General features: G+C 42.0%; 19 protein-coding genes. 2 read left to right on the forward strand and 17 right to left on the reverse strand.

Going from position 1 to position 17,346, the window contains the following annotated elements:
- Positions 1-74: 74 nt before the first annotated feature.
- Complete coding sequence (locus FILTAD_RS07375) at positions 75-1,058, reverse strand: NAD(P)/FAD-dependent oxidoreductase (protein ID WP_124069839.1); 984 nt, start codon at positions 1,056-1,058, stop codon at positions 75-77.
- 273 nt (positions 1,059-1,331) lie between these two features.
- On the reverse strand, positions 1,332-1,619 hold the full coding sequence (locus tag FILTAD_RS07380) for a DUF6509 family protein (protein ID WP_124069840.1): 288 nt from the start codon (positions 1,617-1,619) through the stop codon (positions 1,332-1,334).
- Between the two features lie 247 nt (positions 1,620-1,866).
- On the opposite strand from FILTAD_RS07380, the gene FILTAD_RS07385 reads away from it, so the two are divergent.
- Positions 1,867-3,564 carry a M3 family oligoendopeptidase gene (locus FILTAD_RS07385; RefSeq protein ID WP_124069841.1) on the forward strand — a complete coding sequence of 566 codons (1,698 nt, stop codon included), beginning with the start codon at positions 1,867-1,869 and terminating at the stop codon, positions 3,562-3,564.
- A gap of 187 nt (positions 3,565-3,751) precedes the next feature.
- On the opposite strand, the gene FILTAD_RS07390 is transcribed toward FILTAD_RS07385, so the two are convergent.
- The 4 genes from FILTAD_RS07390 to FILTAD_RS07405 form a co-directional block, all read right to left on the reverse strand.
- Positions 3,752-4,735 (reverse strand): zinc-binding dehydrogenase, encoded by a 984-nt coding sequence (locus tag FILTAD_RS07390; RefSeq protein WP_124069937.1) that lies wholly within the window; start codon positions 4,733-4,735, stop codon positions 3,752-3,754.
- 134 nt (positions 4,736-4,869) lie between these two features.
- Positions 4,870-5,706, reverse strand: coding sequence for a metallophosphoesterase (locus FILTAD_RS07395; RefSeq protein WP_124069842.1), 837 nt, complete (start codon positions 5,704-5,706; stop codon positions 4,870-4,872).
- A 57-nt stretch (positions 5,707-5,763) separates the two neighbouring features.
- Positions 5,764-6,249 carry a helix-turn-helix domain-containing protein gene (locus FILTAD_RS07400; protein WP_160117583.1) on the reverse strand — a complete coding sequence of 162 codons (486 nt, stop codon included), beginning with the start codon at positions 6,247-6,249 and terminating at the stop codon, positions 5,764-5,766.
- A gap of 95 nt (positions 6,250-6,344) precedes the next feature.
- On the reverse strand, positions 6,345-6,830 hold the full coding sequence (locus FILTAD_RS07405) for a dUTP diphosphatase (RefSeq protein ID WP_124069844.1): 486 nt from the start codon (positions 6,828-6,830) through the stop codon (positions 6,345-6,347).
- Between the two features lie 93 nt (positions 6,831-6,923).
- Here FILTAD_RS07405 and FILTAD_RS07410 point away from each other — a divergent pair, with 93 nt between their 5' ends.
- Positions 6,924-7,304, forward strand: a complete 381-nt coding sequence (locus tag FILTAD_RS07410; protein ID WP_124069845.1) for a sigma-w pathway protein ysdB — start codon at positions 6,924-6,926, stop codon at positions 7,302-7,304.
- Positions 7,305-7,354: 50 nt separating this feature from the next.
- Here the strand turns inward: FILTAD_RS07410 and FILTAD_RS07415 are convergent, their stop codons facing one another.
- From FILTAD_RS07415 to mutM, 11 genes are all read right to left on the reverse strand, one after another.
- The gene (locus tag FILTAD_RS07415; RefSeq protein WP_124069846.1) at positions 7,355-7,645 is read right to left on the reverse strand and encodes a DUF1294 domain-containing protein; all 291 of its coding nucleotides are present in this window, start codon (positions 7,643-7,645) and stop codon (positions 7,355-7,357) included.
- A gap of 119 nt (positions 7,646-7,764) precedes the next feature.
- A complete protein-coding gene (gene rplT / locus FILTAD_RS07420) occupies positions 7,765-8,124 on the reverse strand; it encodes a 50S ribosomal protein L20 (protein ID WP_124069847.1) in 360 nt (119 codons plus the stop codon).
- A 41-nt stretch (positions 8,125-8,165) separates the two neighbouring features.
- Positions 8,166-8,366: a 50S ribosomal protein L35 gene (rpmI, locus tag FILTAD_RS07425; RefSeq protein WP_124069848.1), complete on the reverse strand. Its 201-nt coding sequence runs from the start codon at positions 8,364-8,366 to the stop codon at positions 8,166-8,168.
- Between the two features lie 27 nt (positions 8,367-8,393).
- Positions 8,394-8,912, reverse strand: coding sequence for a translation initiation factor IF-3 (infC, locus tag FILTAD_RS07430; protein ID WP_238988184.1), 519 nt, complete (start codon positions 8,910-8,912; stop codon positions 8,394-8,396).
- 508 nt (positions 8,913-9,420) lie between these two features.
- The gene (gene thrS / locus FILTAD_RS07435; protein WP_124069850.1) at positions 9,421-11,352 is read right to left on the reverse strand and encodes a threonine--tRNA ligase; all 1,932 of its coding nucleotides are present in this window, start codon (positions 11,350-11,352) and stop codon (positions 9,421-9,423) included.
- Between the two features lie 390 nt (positions 11,353-11,742).
- On the reverse strand, positions 11,743-12,693 hold the full coding sequence (gene dnaI / locus FILTAD_RS07440) for a primosomal protein DnaI (RefSeq protein ID WP_124069938.1): 951 nt from the start codon (positions 12,691-12,693) through the stop codon (positions 11,743-11,745).
- Between the two features lies 1 nt (position 12,694).
- Complete coding sequence (locus tag FILTAD_RS07445; RefSeq protein WP_124069851.1) at positions 12,695-14,053, reverse strand: replication initiation and membrane attachment family protein; 1,359 nt, start codon at positions 14,051-14,053, stop codon at positions 12,695-12,697.
- 34 nt (positions 14,054-14,087) lie between these two features.
- On the reverse strand, positions 14,088-14,552 hold the full coding sequence (nrdR, locus tag FILTAD_RS07450; protein ID WP_124069852.1) for a transcriptional regulator NrdR: 465 nt from the start codon (positions 14,550-14,552) through the stop codon (positions 14,088-14,090).
- Positions 14,553-14,702: 150 nt separating this feature from the next.
- Positions 14,703-15,725 (reverse strand): glyceraldehyde-3-phosphate dehydrogenase, encoded by a 1,023-nt coding sequence (locus tag FILTAD_RS07455; RefSeq protein ID WP_124069853.1) that lies wholly within the window; start codon positions 15,723-15,725, stop codon positions 14,703-14,705.
- Positions 15,726-15,849: 124 nt separating this feature from the next.
- The gene (gene coaE / locus FILTAD_RS07460; protein ID WP_124069854.1) at positions 15,850-16,446 is read right to left on the reverse strand and encodes a dephospho-CoA kinase; all 597 of its coding nucleotides are present in this window, start codon (positions 16,444-16,446) and stop codon (positions 15,850-15,852) included.
- A gap of 26 nt (positions 16,447-16,472) precedes the next feature.
- A complete protein-coding gene (gene mutM, locus FILTAD_RS07465) occupies positions 16,473-17,345 on the reverse strand; it encodes a bifunctional DNA-formamidopyrimidine glycosylase/DNA-(apurinic or apyrimidinic site) lyase (protein ID WP_124069855.1) in 873 nt (290 codons plus the stop codon).
- Position 17,346 lies beyond the last annotated feature (1 nt).

Consider the following 17,346-nt stretch of genomic DNA (forward strand, 5'->3'; position numbering starts at 1 on the left):
TTTTATTTGTATTAATCTTCCCAAAAAAAGAAAAAAGCTGCACATGGCAACTTTTCTACTTTCAAAACTTTTATTCAGCTAAAAACGCTTGTACTATGAAGTGGTTGTACTCTTGCTTTAGGATCAATATGTGATTTAGCATGGTTCACTGCAATAGGTGCTTCACCTAATCCAACTGCTATCAATTTCACTTTTCCATCATAATTGGTGATATCCCCTGCTGCATAAATGCCTTCGATGTTCGTTTCCATACGCGTATTCACTTTTATGGAGTTACGATCCATTTCAAAGCCCCATTCTTTCAAAGAACCAAGGGAAGAGATGTTACCGTAGTTGACGATTAGATGCTCAACAGGTAACCGTTCTTCCGTTCCCTCTTTGTCAGCAAGAATGACACCGCGGACAATACCGTCATTGCCTTCAATGACTTTAATAGCACGGGAAGTCAGTACATTCACCTTCGACTCCATTAACTGATTAACACTCGTTTCATGGGCTGTGAATCGCTCACGGCGATGAACAAGCGTCACAGATGCCGCGATATCTTCAAGCATAAGTGCCCAATCCACTGCAGAGTCTCCACCACCACATACGAGTACATTTTTATCTTTAAAACTTTCCAAGTCTTTTATGCTGTAATGAAGTGTTTTCCCTTCAAAGCTTATTTCTTCCGGTAAACCGATTTTACGTGGTTGAAATGCGCCAATACCGGCAGTGATCAAAATCGTACGTGTTAAGTGAACACCTTTGTCCGTTTTCAACACAAAATGATCGCCATCACGCGTTGCCGTAAGAGCTGTTTCGCCCAGAAGAATCTCGGGTTTTGAGTAATGCGCCTGTGTCACTAGGTTTGCGACAAACTCTTTTGCTAGAATTTTAGGGAATCCCCCAACATCATATATATACTTTTCCGGGTACAGTTCAATGAGCTGTCCTCCAAGTTGCGGCAAGCTATCAATGATTTTAACCGACATTTCACGCATCCCGGCATAGAAAGAAGCGAAAAGACCAGTCGGCCCTCCCCCGATTATTGTTATATCTACGATTTCGTTAGTCATGAGCAAACACTCCATTTACGTTAGTCTGTTTTGTATGAATGGACATCATACACGTCCTTATATACTCTACACATTATCTTACAGAATGTAAAAAAATACACGTATTCTGATTGATTTCTAAAGGCGCTTGGTCTGAGTTGACTTTAGATTCCTGTGCCCTACATACCTTTTTCCCTCAAACTAACAAAGAGGAAATTAACCGATTCGATTTTTGATAGGAAAGTGAAAGAAAGCCCACTGACATCGGACTGTCAGTGGGCATTTCTACATTGATTAATCTTCTAGATGTGTTTTACAAAATTCGAGAACAACCGCTTCTTCCTCGTTTTCAAGTTCGAAATCAAGTGCTTTTTCAGTTGCACGTTCGAAAAAGTGGTAGGATGCAATTCGTTCCACATTATCATCTACCTTGAAAAGTACACGAAGTCCAGTTCCTCCATCGGCATATAGTTCATCATCTTCGTCTAAATTAATATACAGACGGAATTCATAGCGTTCTCCCGTTAAGATGCCCGTCGGATCAGTCATTTTATTCACAGTATACTCGTTTATTTCCATCATCAAATCAACCTCTCAATACCAAATTCTTTTCTCTGAGCGATACTCGCTATAGTCCATAGTACAACATCTTACCAAGAAAGGGGAATCATTCAACCTATTTTCATTTTTCAGTATGAAAAACAGCTAGAAAGGGTGATTGTGTCAGTCTTTTTTAAAAGGGACGGATATTTCTTTTGCAATTTTTCGGAACATCGTGAACAATAGAAAAGAACAATCGTTTACTACACCATATTTAGGGGGAACCACGATGATTACATTTGACGAATATCAGTATGCAAGACCCAGTATGCAGGAGATAAAAGAGCGTTTTGATACTCTACTGGAAAAATTCCGTTCGGCAAGTTCATACAAGGAACAAAACGATGTAATGGAAGAGATCAATGCAATCGGTAACGACTATTCAACTCAATCAAATCTTGCTTATATCCGTTCTTCTATCGATACAAATGATGAATTTTATCAGAAAGAACGAGATTACTTTGATGACATTGGTCCTGAATACCAAGAACTTGAAACCGCTTATTACAAAGAGTTAGTCTCTACGCCATTTAGAGCTGATCTGGAAGCAAAGTGGGGAACGCAATTGTTTGCCCTCGCGGATAACTCTATAAAATCATTTTCAACAGAAGTCTTACCGTTATTACAGCAAGAAAACAAACTTTCGTCTGAATACTCTAAACTGGTCGCTTCCGCACAAATTGAATTTGATGGAAAAACGTTGACTCTAGCCCAAATGGGACCCTATGCAGAGTCAAAGGACCGCTCAGTACGAAAGGCTGCAATGGAAGCTTCATACTCGTTTTATGAAAAAAATGGCGAAAAGTTCGATACGATCTACGATAAACTGGTGAAGCTACGACACGAAATCGCAACAAAACTCGGTTACAAAAACTTTGTGGAACTTGGCTATGTCCGTATGAACCGTATTGATTATAATGCGGATATGGTGAAAAAGTTCCGGGATCAAGTACGCGATCATATCGTTCCTCTGGCGAGTCGTCTATATAAGCGGCAAGCTGAGCGGATCGGCGTCGATACGTTGAAGTTTTACGATCAATCGCTCGACTTCCTTACAGGGAATGCAACTCCTAAAGGCCCTGCGGAATGGATTATTGAAAATGGAAAACAGATGTATGCGGAACTGTCACCTGAAACCGATACATTTTTCAAATTCATGACTGACAAGAAACTATTGGACGTAGAAGCGAAAAAAGGCAAAGAAGCAGGAGGCTATTGTACGTACATTGATAATTACGAGTCTCCTTTCATCTTTTCCAATTTCAACGGGACTTCGGGAGATATCGACGTACTTACGCATGAAGCAGGACATGCTTTCCAAGTATACTCCAGCCGCAATATCGGCATCCCGGAATATATGTGGCCTACTCACGAAGGGGCAGAAATCCACTCTATGAGTATGGAATTTTTCACATGGCCTTGGATGGAGTTATTCTTTAAAGACGAGACAGAGAAGTACAAGTTTGCACACTTAAGCAGTGGTCTACTCTTTTTACCATACGGTGTTGCTGTTGATGAATTCCAACATATCGTTTACGAAAACCCTGAAATGACACCTGCAGAACGGAAAGCAGCATGGAAAAAGATTGAGTCAATCTATTTGCCGAACCGTGATTATGATGGTATCCACTATTTGGAGTCCGGTGCTGTGTGGCAAAGGCAAGGGCATATTTACGAATCTCCATTCTATTATATCGATTACACGCTTGCGCAAATATGTGCATTCCAATTTTGGAAACGTTCCCTGGAAGACCGCGAAGAAGCATGGAAAGATTATTTACATCTTTGTACGCTTGGCGGCTCAAAATCGTTTACAAAGCTTGTCGCAGAAGCGAACCTCATTTCACCGTTTGAAGAAGGTTGTGTTGAATCCGTCATCGGTACAATCGAGTCATGGCTCGATTCAGTTGACGATAAAGCATTATAAGACTGAATACAAAAAAGACCGCTTAAATCAGCAGCGGTCTTTTTGCTTTTAAATAGGAGCGATAGCGTTACCTTCAGCATCGATTTGCTACAATATAGGTTGAACTAATGATTCCATTCAACACCGCTTCAGCACTGGGAATGCCTCCCGTGATAAGTTTATATTGATAGTCATTTGTCCAAACTACTTAGTTACTTATCCGCAGTGCAACTTTTCCAAACTGCTTACTATCCTCGACGTATTTAAACGCCTCAATTGCTTCATCCAACTCAAAGACTTTATCGACAACAGGACGTGTCTTGTATTTTTCAATATGCGCAAGCATGTTGCGAAGTTCTTCACGGCTGCCCATTGTTGAACCGAACAATTGATATTGCCCATAAAAGAATGCCCGTAAATCCAAATCAACTGTATCATCTGTCGTAGCACCAAACACAACGATCCTACCGCCCTTTTTCAAGATGGCCAATGAACGATTGAACGTCGCTCGTCCAACACTCTCAATAACGAGGTCAATCTCTTCATCCGCCAGTTCCTTTTTCCAATCCCCATTTGTATCAATTGCTTTATCTACACCTAATTCAATTGCTTTTTTTCTTTTTTCTTCACTTCGCGACGTTACAAGTACACGAGCCCCGCAATTTTTGGCAAATGAAATAAGATACGTCGCCACACCACTACCAGCACCGGGAATGAAAACGGTTTGCGATTCTTTCAACTCACCTTTTGTAAATAATGCACGATAACCCGTTAATGCAGAAAGTGATAGAACAGCCGCTTCCTCCCATGTTAAGAAATCCGGCTTCTTCTCGACTTGTTCTGCAGAAATGACAATTTTACTAGCAAACGTGCCATTATCGGGCATTCCTAGAATATCGAATTCTTCCGGTGGAGCGTCACTGTTGGCATACCAACGAAGGGCGGGATTAATGATCACTTCATCTCCGACTGAAAACATTGTCACGCCTTCTCCTACTGCCTCGATTACACCCGCGCCGTCAGACCCCAGCGTCAACGCATCAGCGGCGTCTCCTCTTCTATCTGGTATGTAGAGGTCCCGACGATTCACCCCCGCTGCACGAAGGGCTACAACGACTTCCCCACTCCCGGCGACCGGCTCTTTCATTTCAGCGATTTTCAGATTTCCCGATTGATGGACAACTGCTTTCATATCCCTCATCCCTTTCTCTTAATGTGCGTAAATCTATTTCTTTCATCATACCTAAGTTACGCTCATTCTCATAGTATTCGGATTAATGGATTCAAAAAAACAGGGAGCAATCCGCCCCCTGTGACATACTTCATTTATTCTTCTGACAGTAGTGTGACAACTACGATTTCGGGTTGATTGAACAAACGGATAGGCATAATACTATTTCCTATCCCACGACTGATGACCATCCGGCTATTGTTCAATTCATGGATGCCAGCTGTATATTTCGGGAACCAGCCTTGCCCAGGCGATAAAAGACCACCCAATCCAGGAATACGGAATTGTCCACCATGCGCATGCCCACTAAATGTCACATCAATTTCATTTTGAGAATAGACCGCAAATAGCTCAGGTCTATGCGACAGCAGTAGTTTGAACATATGTGGTGGCACCTCTTGAAAAGCCTGCGAAATTGAAGCCTTGACTGCCTCATCATCTTCTAGCTCACTTGCTAAAGGGTCTTCTATTCCACCGATTGCTAATTCGTCTCCTGAGGCAGTACGAATTATTTTCGCCTCATCCGTCAATACATGAACGCCTAGTTCTTTAAGTGCAGTTTTAATCGTATCTACATCTTTGACTGCAATCTCATGATTTCCTGTTACATAATAAATAGGTGCAACTGATTGTAGCTCTTCAATTAAAATTAGACTTTGTTTCAAATCATACCGATTGCTGTCGATGAAATCACCAGTTACGAATATCACGTCGGGTTCTACATCTTTTACTTTCCCGACAACTCCTGCATGACGTTCCCCAAACTTGGCATCATGTAAATCAGACAGTTGTACAATCCGATAGTTATTGAAGGATTCTGGGACTTTTTCTGACATAATTTCATAATGTGTCACACCGATTGTCGTATTCCCTTTATAAATGAAAAAACCGATGAAACAAACTACCAGTAAAATCAATAGCCATTTCCGCATGTAATACTCACATCCTCGCCCAATGACGCGGCTTCATCTGCAAAGTTCTTTTGTTTGTTACAACCAACGTTTTTTCAACTTGGCAAGTTCTAATAATTCCAGAACTTCTTTCTTCGGCAGTTCAGTTGCAATTGCAAGTAGCTCGCGTTCTGCAAGTCTTCTACCTCTTCCACTTCTATAACGATCTTTGTTATTGGAATCCAACTCTGCATATAACTCCGTTGTTCGCTCATTTTCTACATGTTCACTCGATATATTTTCACGTAGCTTGTCATACAACATTTCAATGTTTGAAGAACCACTATCTTTAAATGTCTTTGTTGTTTTTGTATTACCGAGAATCATTTCGTCAGTTGATACATTAAATCGATCTGAGATTCTAGCAATCCATGCAGCGGAAGGCGCATTTTTACCTTTTTCCCAATCCTTGATGCGACTTGCTGAGGTTCCGATTGCAGTCCCGAAAGCCATCATCGATAAACCTCGTTGTTCTCTCAATGTTTTTAGACGTATACCAAAATCCTCTTTACTCCAGTCGTTCATACTATTTCCTCCTCGTATTAAATAGTTCATTAACTCTATTATTTTTTAAAGAGGAGGTTCTGTCAATCTATTTTTTTATTTTTCTATCAAACTTTTTAATAGCCTGTCTCCTGCCTGTTGTAATTTTCCTCGTTTTTCGACAAGTATGCAGTTATGATATCCTCGTTCGTAAAACCAAGCTGACTAGCAATCGCTCCATAATGAATCCAAATCTCTTTGTATGCCTCCATTGTCAATTCGTGGAGGAAACGGTTAATCACTTCAATCGTCTTCAAGAAAAGTTGTGTCAAGTCCCCTTCCACTTCTCCAGCAGGCCAATAGTCAAGATTGTCAAAGTTTTTTTCGATTCCCAATGATAAAAGAAAATGAATCGAATCTACATACTCTTCCAGTATTACTTTATCTTCAGAAGGACCTTTGACGCTCCAAAATTTGAAGCAACGTGTTTCATTTGCAAGTTCTGCCAGTTCGATTAGCAAAGCGAGCCCTTTTTCTTTAAACACATCCGCTTCCCCAACCCGATTTTGTTGTATAAAAGTGTCCAGTTCACGCTGCATGGAAAACAACTTTGTCAATTTCATAAAAAAACCTCCATTATTTCTACTTATCTTGAAACCAAAGTACATCCTCATCCGTAGTAAAGAGTACTACATGAATTGCGAGGGTGATTTAGTATGGCATTAGTAATCCGTTTTATCATTATCGCCTTTATCATCTACTTGTTTTACCGCGGGATTCGTTATTTAACAGATCCAAAACGTAAACTCGATGACGCATATGAGGCAGGGCGTTATTATTTCTATGATGATATGAAAAATGCACGAAAGAATTTCTTCATTACGTATAAAGGCGCACTTTTTGAAGGAGAAAAGTATTTAGGAACCACTGATGTCTCAATTGATGTAATTTCTATTTTTGTTTGGGGAAAGGACGAGACAAAACTCCAAGGTTTCACGAAAGATGATTTTCATTTTTTATCTTCTGAAATCCTTTCAAATTATCCCGAAGCAGAAATTAGTTGGAAAAATCCGATTGAAAAATTAATGAAGAGCTAGAAAATCGGAATAGCAATGAATTTAAGCCCTATGATATCTAGGGCTTTTTCTTATGCTTGTATACTTCCTGGTATTCTTGCACCGAGAAGGTAGAGAATACCGAAAACGTAAAGAAGCGCCAAAATGAGAAAGCCCACTCGGAACGATGTATGTCTTGTCTTATGGCGGAATGTCTGCATGCCGAAATACGCGCCAATGCCGCCGCCAATCAGTGCTAATAGCCAAAGATTCTTTTCAGGAATACGCTGGCCTTTCCGTTTCGCCTGTCTTTTATCGATTCCCATTGCGGCAAATGCCCAAATGGACATGAGTAAAACCCAATAAAGAATTACAGTTTGCATAGTACCCCCCCTCTTTCATCCTCTTCTATTTTACATGATATTACCTTATCAAACGAATTAAAAAAGCCGCCACGCAACCCGAATTGCTCCGGTGTGTGTGGCGGCTTATAGTTCAGTTTTTATTTTGCAACTGATTTTTTTGCTACATCTGCAAGCTGTGTAAACGCTTGTGCGTCTGTCACTGCAAGATCTGCAAGCATTTTACGGTTTACGTCAATGCCAGCCACTTTCAATCCGTGCATAAGTGTGCTGTATGATAGGCCATTGATACGTGCAGCCGCATTGATACGAGTGATCCAAAGTCTGCGGAAATCCCGTTTTCTTTGGCGACGGTCACGATATGCATAGTTAAATGATTTCATAACCTGTTGGTTTGCTACTTTATAAAGTCTATGTTTTGAACCGTAATAACCTTTTGCTAATTTCAATACCCGATTACGACGCTTGCGCGACACTGTTCCACCTTTTACGCGTGGCATAGTTCATTACCTCCTGCTTTTCTGTTCGATTAGTTGTTTACTTATTTCATGTACGTGATCATTTGGCGAATGCGTTTGAAATCGCCTGACGAAACGAGTGAAGCTTTACGCAGGTGGCGTTTTGCTTTTGTCGATTTGTTTGCAAAAAGGTGACTTGTGTAAGCACGTCCACGTTTCAGTTTACCGCTACCGGTTTTTTTGAAACGCTTCGCGGAGCCGCGGTGAGTTTTCATTTTTGGCATGATCTGTTCCTCCTAAATCTTTCGTTGTTACTGTTTCTCTGCAGTCGGAGCAAGCACTAGGAACATGCTGCGACCTTCCATCTTCGGCCGTTGTTCAACCGTCGATACGTCTTTGCACGCTTCTGCGAAACGATCAAGAACACGCTGTCCGATTTCTTTGTGCGTAATTGCACGCCCGCGGAAACGGATTGAGCATTTTACTTTATCGCCTTTTTCAAGGAACTTGATGGCGTTCCGTAATTTCGTCTGAAAATCGTGATCATCGATAGTCGGGCTTAACCGAACTTCTTTGAGTAGGATAATTTTCTGATTCTTACGTACTTCACGGTCCTTTTTCTGTTGCTCAAATTTGAACTTCCCATAGTCCATGATACGAGCTACTGGGGGTTTCGCTTGCGGAGCGACAAGGACGAGATCCAAATTCACACGAGTAGCAATTTCAAGTGCCTCGTTGCGGGATTTGATTCCGAGCTGTTCGCCGTTATGGTCGATAATGCGCAGCTCGCGGGCACGGATGCCCTCATTTACGTACATGTCTTTGCTAATAGTAATCCACCTCCGAATATTGTCTCGCGAATACATGGTTTGGGTATACCGTCCGATTGGGCGGGCTCCCGTAGGTCCATCCATTAAAAAAAGGTAGACAAATTAGATTGTCTACCCGCGTATGTGTACGTGCATTTGAAATGCACGGCACGTTCACTTATGTGCTGACCTGTTAACAACGTTATGCGTCAATCAGGTGAGAAGCGGGTAGCCTCTTCTTATACCACAAACTGTATTCAGTCATTACTAACCTTATTTACTTTATCATGGGGCATAGTTTTTGTCAACCTTTGAATTTAGAAAGTAAATGAAGATGTCCATTGAACACGCTTCGACGCTTGGGGATGCCTCCCGCAATAAGCCGGACAGAAGTTCACTGTCAGTCTTATTGCTTCGGCTACCCCTTTAAGGCGCCTTCGCTGGTTTGCATCACATACTCGGTGCCGGTTTCTGACACCATTTGCGCACTTCAAATTGCGGCAGAAGCTAGCATCGGATTAAAATCATTTTAGAAAGTTACTTCTTCTTTCAGTATAGCAAGGAATTCGTCAAATGGCATGCTTTGCGAGTTCTGTTCGCCGTATTTGCGTACATTTACTTCGCCTGATTCCATTTCTTTATCGCCTAGAACGAGCATGTACGGTACTTTTTGCATTTGTGCTTCTCGGATTTTGTAACCAATTTTCTCGTCCCGTTCATCCAGATCCACGCGGAAGCCATTTGCGATTAATTTCTCGCGTACGCCGCTTGCGTAGTCAAAATGGGCATCTGGGGAAACTGGAATCACTTCTACTTGGACCGGAGCAAGCCATGTCGGGAATGCGCCTTTGTATTCCTCGATAAGGAATGCGACGAAACGTTCCATTGTCGAAACAACACCACGGTGAATAACGACTGGACGGTGTTGTTTTCCGTCTTCGCCAACATACGTTAAGTCAAAACGTTCCGGCTGTAAAAAGTCAAGTTGTGCAGTAGAAAGTGTTTCTTCCATACCAATAGCCGTTTTCACCTGAACGTCCAACTTCGGTCCATAAAATGCTGCTTCTCCAATCGCCTCGACATAATCTATGCCCATTTCATCCATCGTTTCTTTTAATAAGCGCTGTGCATGTTCCCACATTTTATCGTCATCAAAATACTTCTCCGTATCCGCTGGGTCGCGGTAAGACAAACGGAATGAGTAATCGGTAATATTAAAATCTCTATAAACATCAATAATCAGCTCAACTACGCGACGAAATTCATCTTTAATTTGGTCTGGCCGCACAAAAATATGCGCATCATTCAATGTCATACCACGAACACGTTGCAACCCTGATAATGCACCCGACATTTCATAGCGGTGCATCATTCCAAGTTCAGCAATCCGAACAGGCAAGTTCCGGTATGAATGAATACCATTTTTGTAAATCATCATATGGTGCGGGCAGTTCATCGGGCGCAATACTAAATCTTCATTGTCCATGCTCATAACTGGGAACATACCATCTTGATAATGGCCCCAGTGTCCCGACGTTTCATACAAGGCTTTGCTACCAAGTATCGGTGTATAGACGTGGTCATAGCCAAGCCTTTGTTCTTTATCTACAATATACCGTTCGATAATGCGTCGGATTGTCGCACCTTTTGGTAACCATAGCGGTAGGCCCTGACCTACTTTTTGTGAGTTCATGAACAAATCAAGTTCTTTACCTATTTTACGGTGATCACGCTCTTTCGCTTCTTCAAGAAGGCGTAGATGTTCTTTCAAATCTTCTTTTTTGAAAAATGCAGTTCCATAAATGCGTTGAAGCATTTTGTTATCTGAATTCCCACGCCAGTATGCTCCAGCAATACTTAGCAATTTAAACTCTTTTAATTTACCTGTTGATGGAACGTGAACGCCGCGGCAAAGATCGAAGAAATCACCTTGTTCGTAGATTGTCACTTGCTCGCCTTCAGGTATTACTTCTAGAAGTTCAATTTTGTATTCATCATCGATTTCTTTGAAGCGCTTTTCTGCTTCTTCACGGGAAACTTCATAACGAACGACTGGAATATTTTCATTGATAATTTTTTTCATTTCTTTTTCAAGTTCAGGCAAGTCTTCTGCAGTGATTGGTTCCGGAGAATCGATATCGTAATAAAATCCGTTATCAATCGCAGGACCGATACCTAGTTTCGCATTAGGAAATTTACGTTTTACTGCTTGTGCAAGAAGATGGGCAGTACTATGGCGTAGAATTTCAAGTGCCTCCGGAGATTGCGGTGTAATGATTGCAATGTCACCGTCTTCTGTAATGGGTGTCTTCAAATCGATTAGTTTGTCCCCCAATTTACCTGCAACTGCACTTTTGCGTAGTCCCGGGCTGATGGAAGCTGCTACATCTTCAGTCGATGTGCCTTGTGGGAATTCCTTTACTGCACCGTCTGGAAATTTTAATTTGATCATGTCTGACATTTTTATACACTCCTCTTTTTTCTTTTTTGGACAACAAAAAAGCCCCATCCCTGGAAAGGGACGAAGCTTTCGCTCGCGGTTCCACCCTTGTTTCTTCAAACCAATCGTTAACAAGCGTCCGACTGCTAGATCTGGACGAAAGTCATTGGAATGATGAAGCTTTGCATCGGCTAACGGGCCGGAACCGTCGACAGTTACTTCTATTTTTCACAGTCGCTGCTTCGAGGTGGTAAATCGGTCGTCTTTATCCTGCAGGGCTTCCAGCCAATGGCCCCGTTCTCTTTAGGTCGACAAATCGAATATTGTCCTCTTCTACGCATTTAACATTTTCTTATTGAAACAATTGTACTGAAGTTAGATAGGAAATGCAAGGCTTGAATGGACAAGATATTAGTCATCCGGATTCCGGCGATTTTCCCCTTCAAGTTGAACAGGGCTGCTGACCGTGCGGATTCTTTCCATGATACGTGCAGCTTTTAGTACTTCCTTCTCCCCTTTTTGCGTATACGTTAAATGATCTTCCAATTCGCTATAATTTTTATTTGATGTAAAAAACGTCGGTAACTTTTCGGCCATCCTGTATTGCAATATCGTTCCGAGCACTTCGTCACGAGTCCAGGCTGACATAGATTCCGCCCCGATATCATCGAGCATGAGAACTTTTGCATTTTTAACAAATTCAATTTTTTCATTCAATGTTTGATCTTGAATGGACTGCTTCATATCCCGCAAAAACTCCGGAACGTACACGGCAACCGTGCGAATCCGCCTGTTGGCTAGTTCATTTGCCAATGCCCCAAGGATGAAGGATTTCCCGATTCCGAATTTACCATAAATGTATAAACCACGCTCTGGTAGTTTTCCAGTTTCATCAAAAACATTCAAGAAGTTCTTTGCAGCACGGACAGCCGCAACTCTGCTGTCATCATAAAACATATCTATATTTTGTAGTTTTGCTTCCATAACGTCTTTTTGCATGTACATGCTATCAACCATCCTTGAAACCGCGCGACTATCTTCATCTAACAGTTTGGTTGGACATTTCGTGTATTGTAGATCTATAAGCCCGCCGGAAAATACCAGTTTCGGTTCTGATCCCTTTAAGACATTTATGCAGCTGGAAAGATTAGTACATTTTCCGCACGCGTGCGAAGCCGTCGCGTATTCGTACAATTTGCCGAGGCCCCGGTCGACCATCTCTTTATCGATTCCATCTGCATGCTCTTCTAGGAATTGTTGGACTCCTGGACTTTCCATCACTTCTTTTCGCAACGCTTCATAACGTGCTGCAAAAGCCGGAGCTTTAACAACGCGTTTTAATGTTTCCTTTATCGGTTCCAACTCAATCCACCCCATTTCCTGTAACGCCAAGTTCTTCTAAAAGTTTACGACGTTCTTCCGCAATATCCGCCGCCTCTTTTGAAGACACTTTCTTTTTCTTGTCTTCTTTTTTATAAAACCATTCAGGCACTTTCTCTTCACGTACAGGCTTCCTTCTCGCTGGTTGTTTCTGGCCTTCTTTAAGCCATTTCATATATTGGTCATGCTCTTTCCGTGAAATGTCCAATGCAGCCTTTGCCGTCTCAATTTCTTTGGCCATCCAGTGAGAAGCGATTCGTTCAACAAACTTGTTAACGATTTTCATATCATTACGCAGTAACACATATTGCAAAAGGACGTTGACGACTCCTGCTGGTAATCCATGTGTATGAATCAGTCGTTCCGCAAGTTGAGTATCGACCGGTAGTGGCTCTTTTCCGGTGATGTCCCGTAGCATCTCAATGGGCGTTGTATTTTCAAGATAGTAAACCAATTCCTCGTCCCGCGTCAACTGTTTTCCAGTTTGTTTGGGTGGTTCTTGGACATATACTTTGTTCAATACAGGCGCTTCTTTTGAGACGTTCATCTTGTAAAATTCCGCAGCGGATTTCCTTAAACGATCCACAGGTAATCCAAGATCTTCATCAAGCGCCATCATGACCACTTTCTGCATATCAAGTGGTGTAAGTGAATAAAGAAAAGCCAGCTTTTCAATAATTTCTCTAGATACTGCATTTAAAGCAGATAGGGGAATCATTTGTTCCGTTAGTCCTGAACGTAGAAGGTCAAAGTCAAAATCCCTGTTCACGAACGGAATCCCTTCATGTTCAACTCTTCCTTCAAGTTTCCATGCATCATCAAGATCTCCGTTATGCCCCATTTGAAATGGCGTGTAAACATCAAGAAAAGATCGTGAAACCTCTTCATGGCCTTTAATATCCAACGATTCCAATGTAAATCTGGCACGTAAATTCCGATAGGATTGTTCCCCGATCTTACTGAATAGAAACGTCGATAGTAGCGGGTCTGTAAAAAATGCTTTCGCATCTAAGGGTGGAAGTAATTCATAGATGAACGTCCGGATATCCCCGTCTTTTTTTCTATATGTACGCAATAACCCGATTGCTTCGAGCGATATGCGCGCTTCAAAAACTCTGCCGAGAGGCATCGTTAATATATTCATCAGGTGATAATGATTATAAGTCTGTCCATTTTCACGCTCTGCATCTGCCCAAAACGTCATGAATAAACCCATGGCGTCAGGTCCGATGAGCGGTTGGTAGAACAATGTAAGAAGCTGCCGGTCATAGTCCGAGAATGTTTGCGGCAATCGTATGTTGTATGCATCAACAGGTTGTAATTCTTTATAGAGGGCCGCCACTACTACTCACCTTCTCCTTATTCATTCTAGATTTTCACTCATTTTCAGTGCGCTTTTGTAGATTCTTTAACTCTTCGATAAAAACAGATACATCTTTATATTGGCGATAAACTGAGGCGAATCTGACATAGGCAACTTCATCTACATCCGCTAATCGCTTCATAACCATTTCGCCTACATCATCCGAATTGACATCCACTATACCAGCGCTACGCAATTCTTTCTCAATTGAAAAGACGATGTTTTTAAGGTCTTCCAAGGGAACGGAACGTTTTTCACACGCCCGAATAAGTCCTCTCAGTACTTTCTCCCCGCTAAACTCTTCACGTGAACCGTCTTTCTTCACAATCGTTAAGGGCATTTCCTCCACCTTTTCAAATGTCGTGAAGCGGAATGCACATCGTTCGCACTCCCGCCGGCGACGGATGGATTTATTCTCTTCGGCTGACCTGGAATCGACGACCCGGGTACCATTATACTGGCAAGCTGGACATATCATATGAGGATCCTCCGCTTTTCATTTATAGTAACTTGATTGTAACAGAAATCGTATCTGAAATCGAAAGTCGGGGATGCGTTCCCTTTTCGGACGGCAAAAAGCTGCCACGTAGGTCATATGACTCGACCTGCGCAGCAGCTTAAAACGGTATCACGCGTTCACTTTTGTTTTTAGCGCTTTTGCTACCTTTTTCGTTAAATCTACAACACGTGCAGAGTAGCCCCATTCATTATCATACCATGCGAGTACTTTTACTTTACGGTCACCCATGACAATTGTCGAAAGGCCGTCAATCGTCGCAGATTCAGTCGTTGTATTGAAATCAATCGATACTAGCGGCTCCATAGTGAAGCGAATAATACCCGCCATCGACCCTTCAGCCACTTCTTTAAATGCATCATTGATTGTTTCAACCGTAACATCCTGCTTTAGGTCGACAACTAGGTCCACTAACGATACATTCGGTGTCGGCACACGTAATGCCATACCGTGAATCTTACCTTCAAGTTCAGGAAGAACAAGCGATAATGCTTTCGCGGCTCCTGTAGAAGTCGGAATGATTGATTGTGCACATGCACGTGCACGGCGAAGATCCTTATGGGGATTATCCAAGTTCTTCTGATCATTCGTGTAGGCATGTACTGTCGTCATAAGACCATTTACAATCCCGAATTTATCATTAAGTACTTTCACTACTGGTGCCAGACAATTTGTCGTGCAACTAGCGTTTGAAATGACATCATGTTTTTCGATGTCCAGCTTGTCTTCGTTTACGCCCATTACAATTGTGATATCTTCATTTTTACCTGGCGCAGATAGAATGACCTTTTTTGCTCCCGCATCAAGATGAAGTGCAGCCTTGTCACGTGCGTTGAATTTCCCTGTTGCTTCGATAACAATATCGATGCCAAGCTCTTTCCAAGGAAGTTTTGATGGGTCTCTATCAGCTACAATCTGTACACGTTTTCCGTTAACAATGATTGCATTTTCTTCTACAAGTACTTCACCATCGAATAGACCGTGATTCGTATCGTACTTTATAAGATGGGCCAGTGTTTCGGCTGGATACGACGCATTTATTGCGACGATTGTTACGTCTTTCTCCATGATCATCTGGCGAAAAACCATCCGACCGATTCTTCCAAATCCGTTTATTGCAATTGAAGTTGACATGGGTTGATCCTCCTGCATGTATGTTATACTTTATATCGTTTATCCGCTGATTAGTATAACACATTTTAATACTTAGTGTAGCTTTCATAATGAGAATATGAATGTTCCACTTTTCAGACTTAGTCTATGGTCGCGCTTCCCAATTGGTGAGGATTCGTTCGAGTTGCAACTCTGTTTCTTCAATTGATCCATTATTGGCAAGAACAGCATCTGCACCCTCTTCTTTTACTACTATTGAAAGTTGAGATTGTATCCGCATATTTGCTTCGTCTTCCGTTAGATTATTTCTAGTCATAAGCCGTTCTCTTTGTATTTCCGGCGTTACGGATACGACAATTATTTTATCGACAAACGATTGCAATTTACTTTCGAATAGAAGCGGGATATCCATAATGACTGTTTGTGCGCCATTTGAAAGCCACGATTCCTTTTGCCTAAGCATCTCTTTACGTATGGCTGGGTGAATGATGCTATTTAATTTGTTTCGATCCGCTTCATTTCCGAAAATACGTTCACCTAGCCTCGCGCGATTAAGCGATCCATCCTCATTGATGACTGCGGCTCCGAACTGCTTCTCTATTTCCAGTAGGACAGCACTGCCTGGTCCCACAACCAACCGCGCTATTTCATCTGCATCGACGATAGGAAAGCCTCTTTTTTTCAACATGGTGGAGACTGTACTCTTACCGCTCGCGATACTTCCCGTCAATCCGATTATCATCTAGAAGCCCCCCTTGTTACTGTCAGTCACTTTTGGCATTTCGGACAATAGACAGATGTCCTCCCTGCAATTTTCACACTTTTAGTCGGCATCCCGCAGTTATAGCAGACTTTTCTTCCATACATTTTAAGCCGATCTTGCATCGTTCCTGCTTCACCGTTTATATTCCGGTAGTCTGAAATGGTACTTCCACCTGCATCGATACTTTCTTGCAAGATGGCTACTATGACTTGAAACAATTCAATTTTTCGTTTCAGACTAATCCGCTCAGTCGTTCTTGCTGGATGGATTTTCATCTTAAAAAGTGCTTCGGTTGCATAGATATTCCCGCATCCAGACAAGACTTGACCATCCATAATCACTTCTTTAATTGGTTTTCGCGCGTACTTCGGTGTAGCTGCCAACTCAAGGAAATGACCAACGGCTTCTTCATCGAACGGTTCAGGAGCCATTTTCAATAAAGGTGGATATTCGGCTTCGCACCCAATCAGCCGGAGCTCCCCGAACCTGCGGATATCCGAATAGACAAGGAGTCCGCCATCTTCCATCGTGAATAGTACATGAATATGATTACGGAATTTCGTTTCTGTCACGTCTTCAATCGAGTTAACGTTGAACCAAGCCCCCGACATCCCTAAATGACTAACGAGAAGACAGCTGTTACCGTCTTTTATTAAGTTGAAGTAAATGTATTTACTTCGTCTCGTAATCGCTTTAATCGTCATTCCAATCAAGTCATTTGTGAAATTTGCAGTGGTCATACCTTTTACAATGGCTTCTTTACCAAGTTCTTTTGACTTCATCACTATTTCGGACACATTCACTTCCTGGATCGTCCGTCCAACCGCCACAGGTGCAAGTGCACGAACGACCCCTTCCACTTCCGGTAGTTCAGGCATG

The sequence above is a fragment of the Filibacter tadaridae genome, from assembly GCF_900609045.1.
Lineage (GTDB): Bacteria > Bacillota > Bacilli > Bacillales_A > Planococcaceae > Sporosarcina > Sporosarcina tadaridae.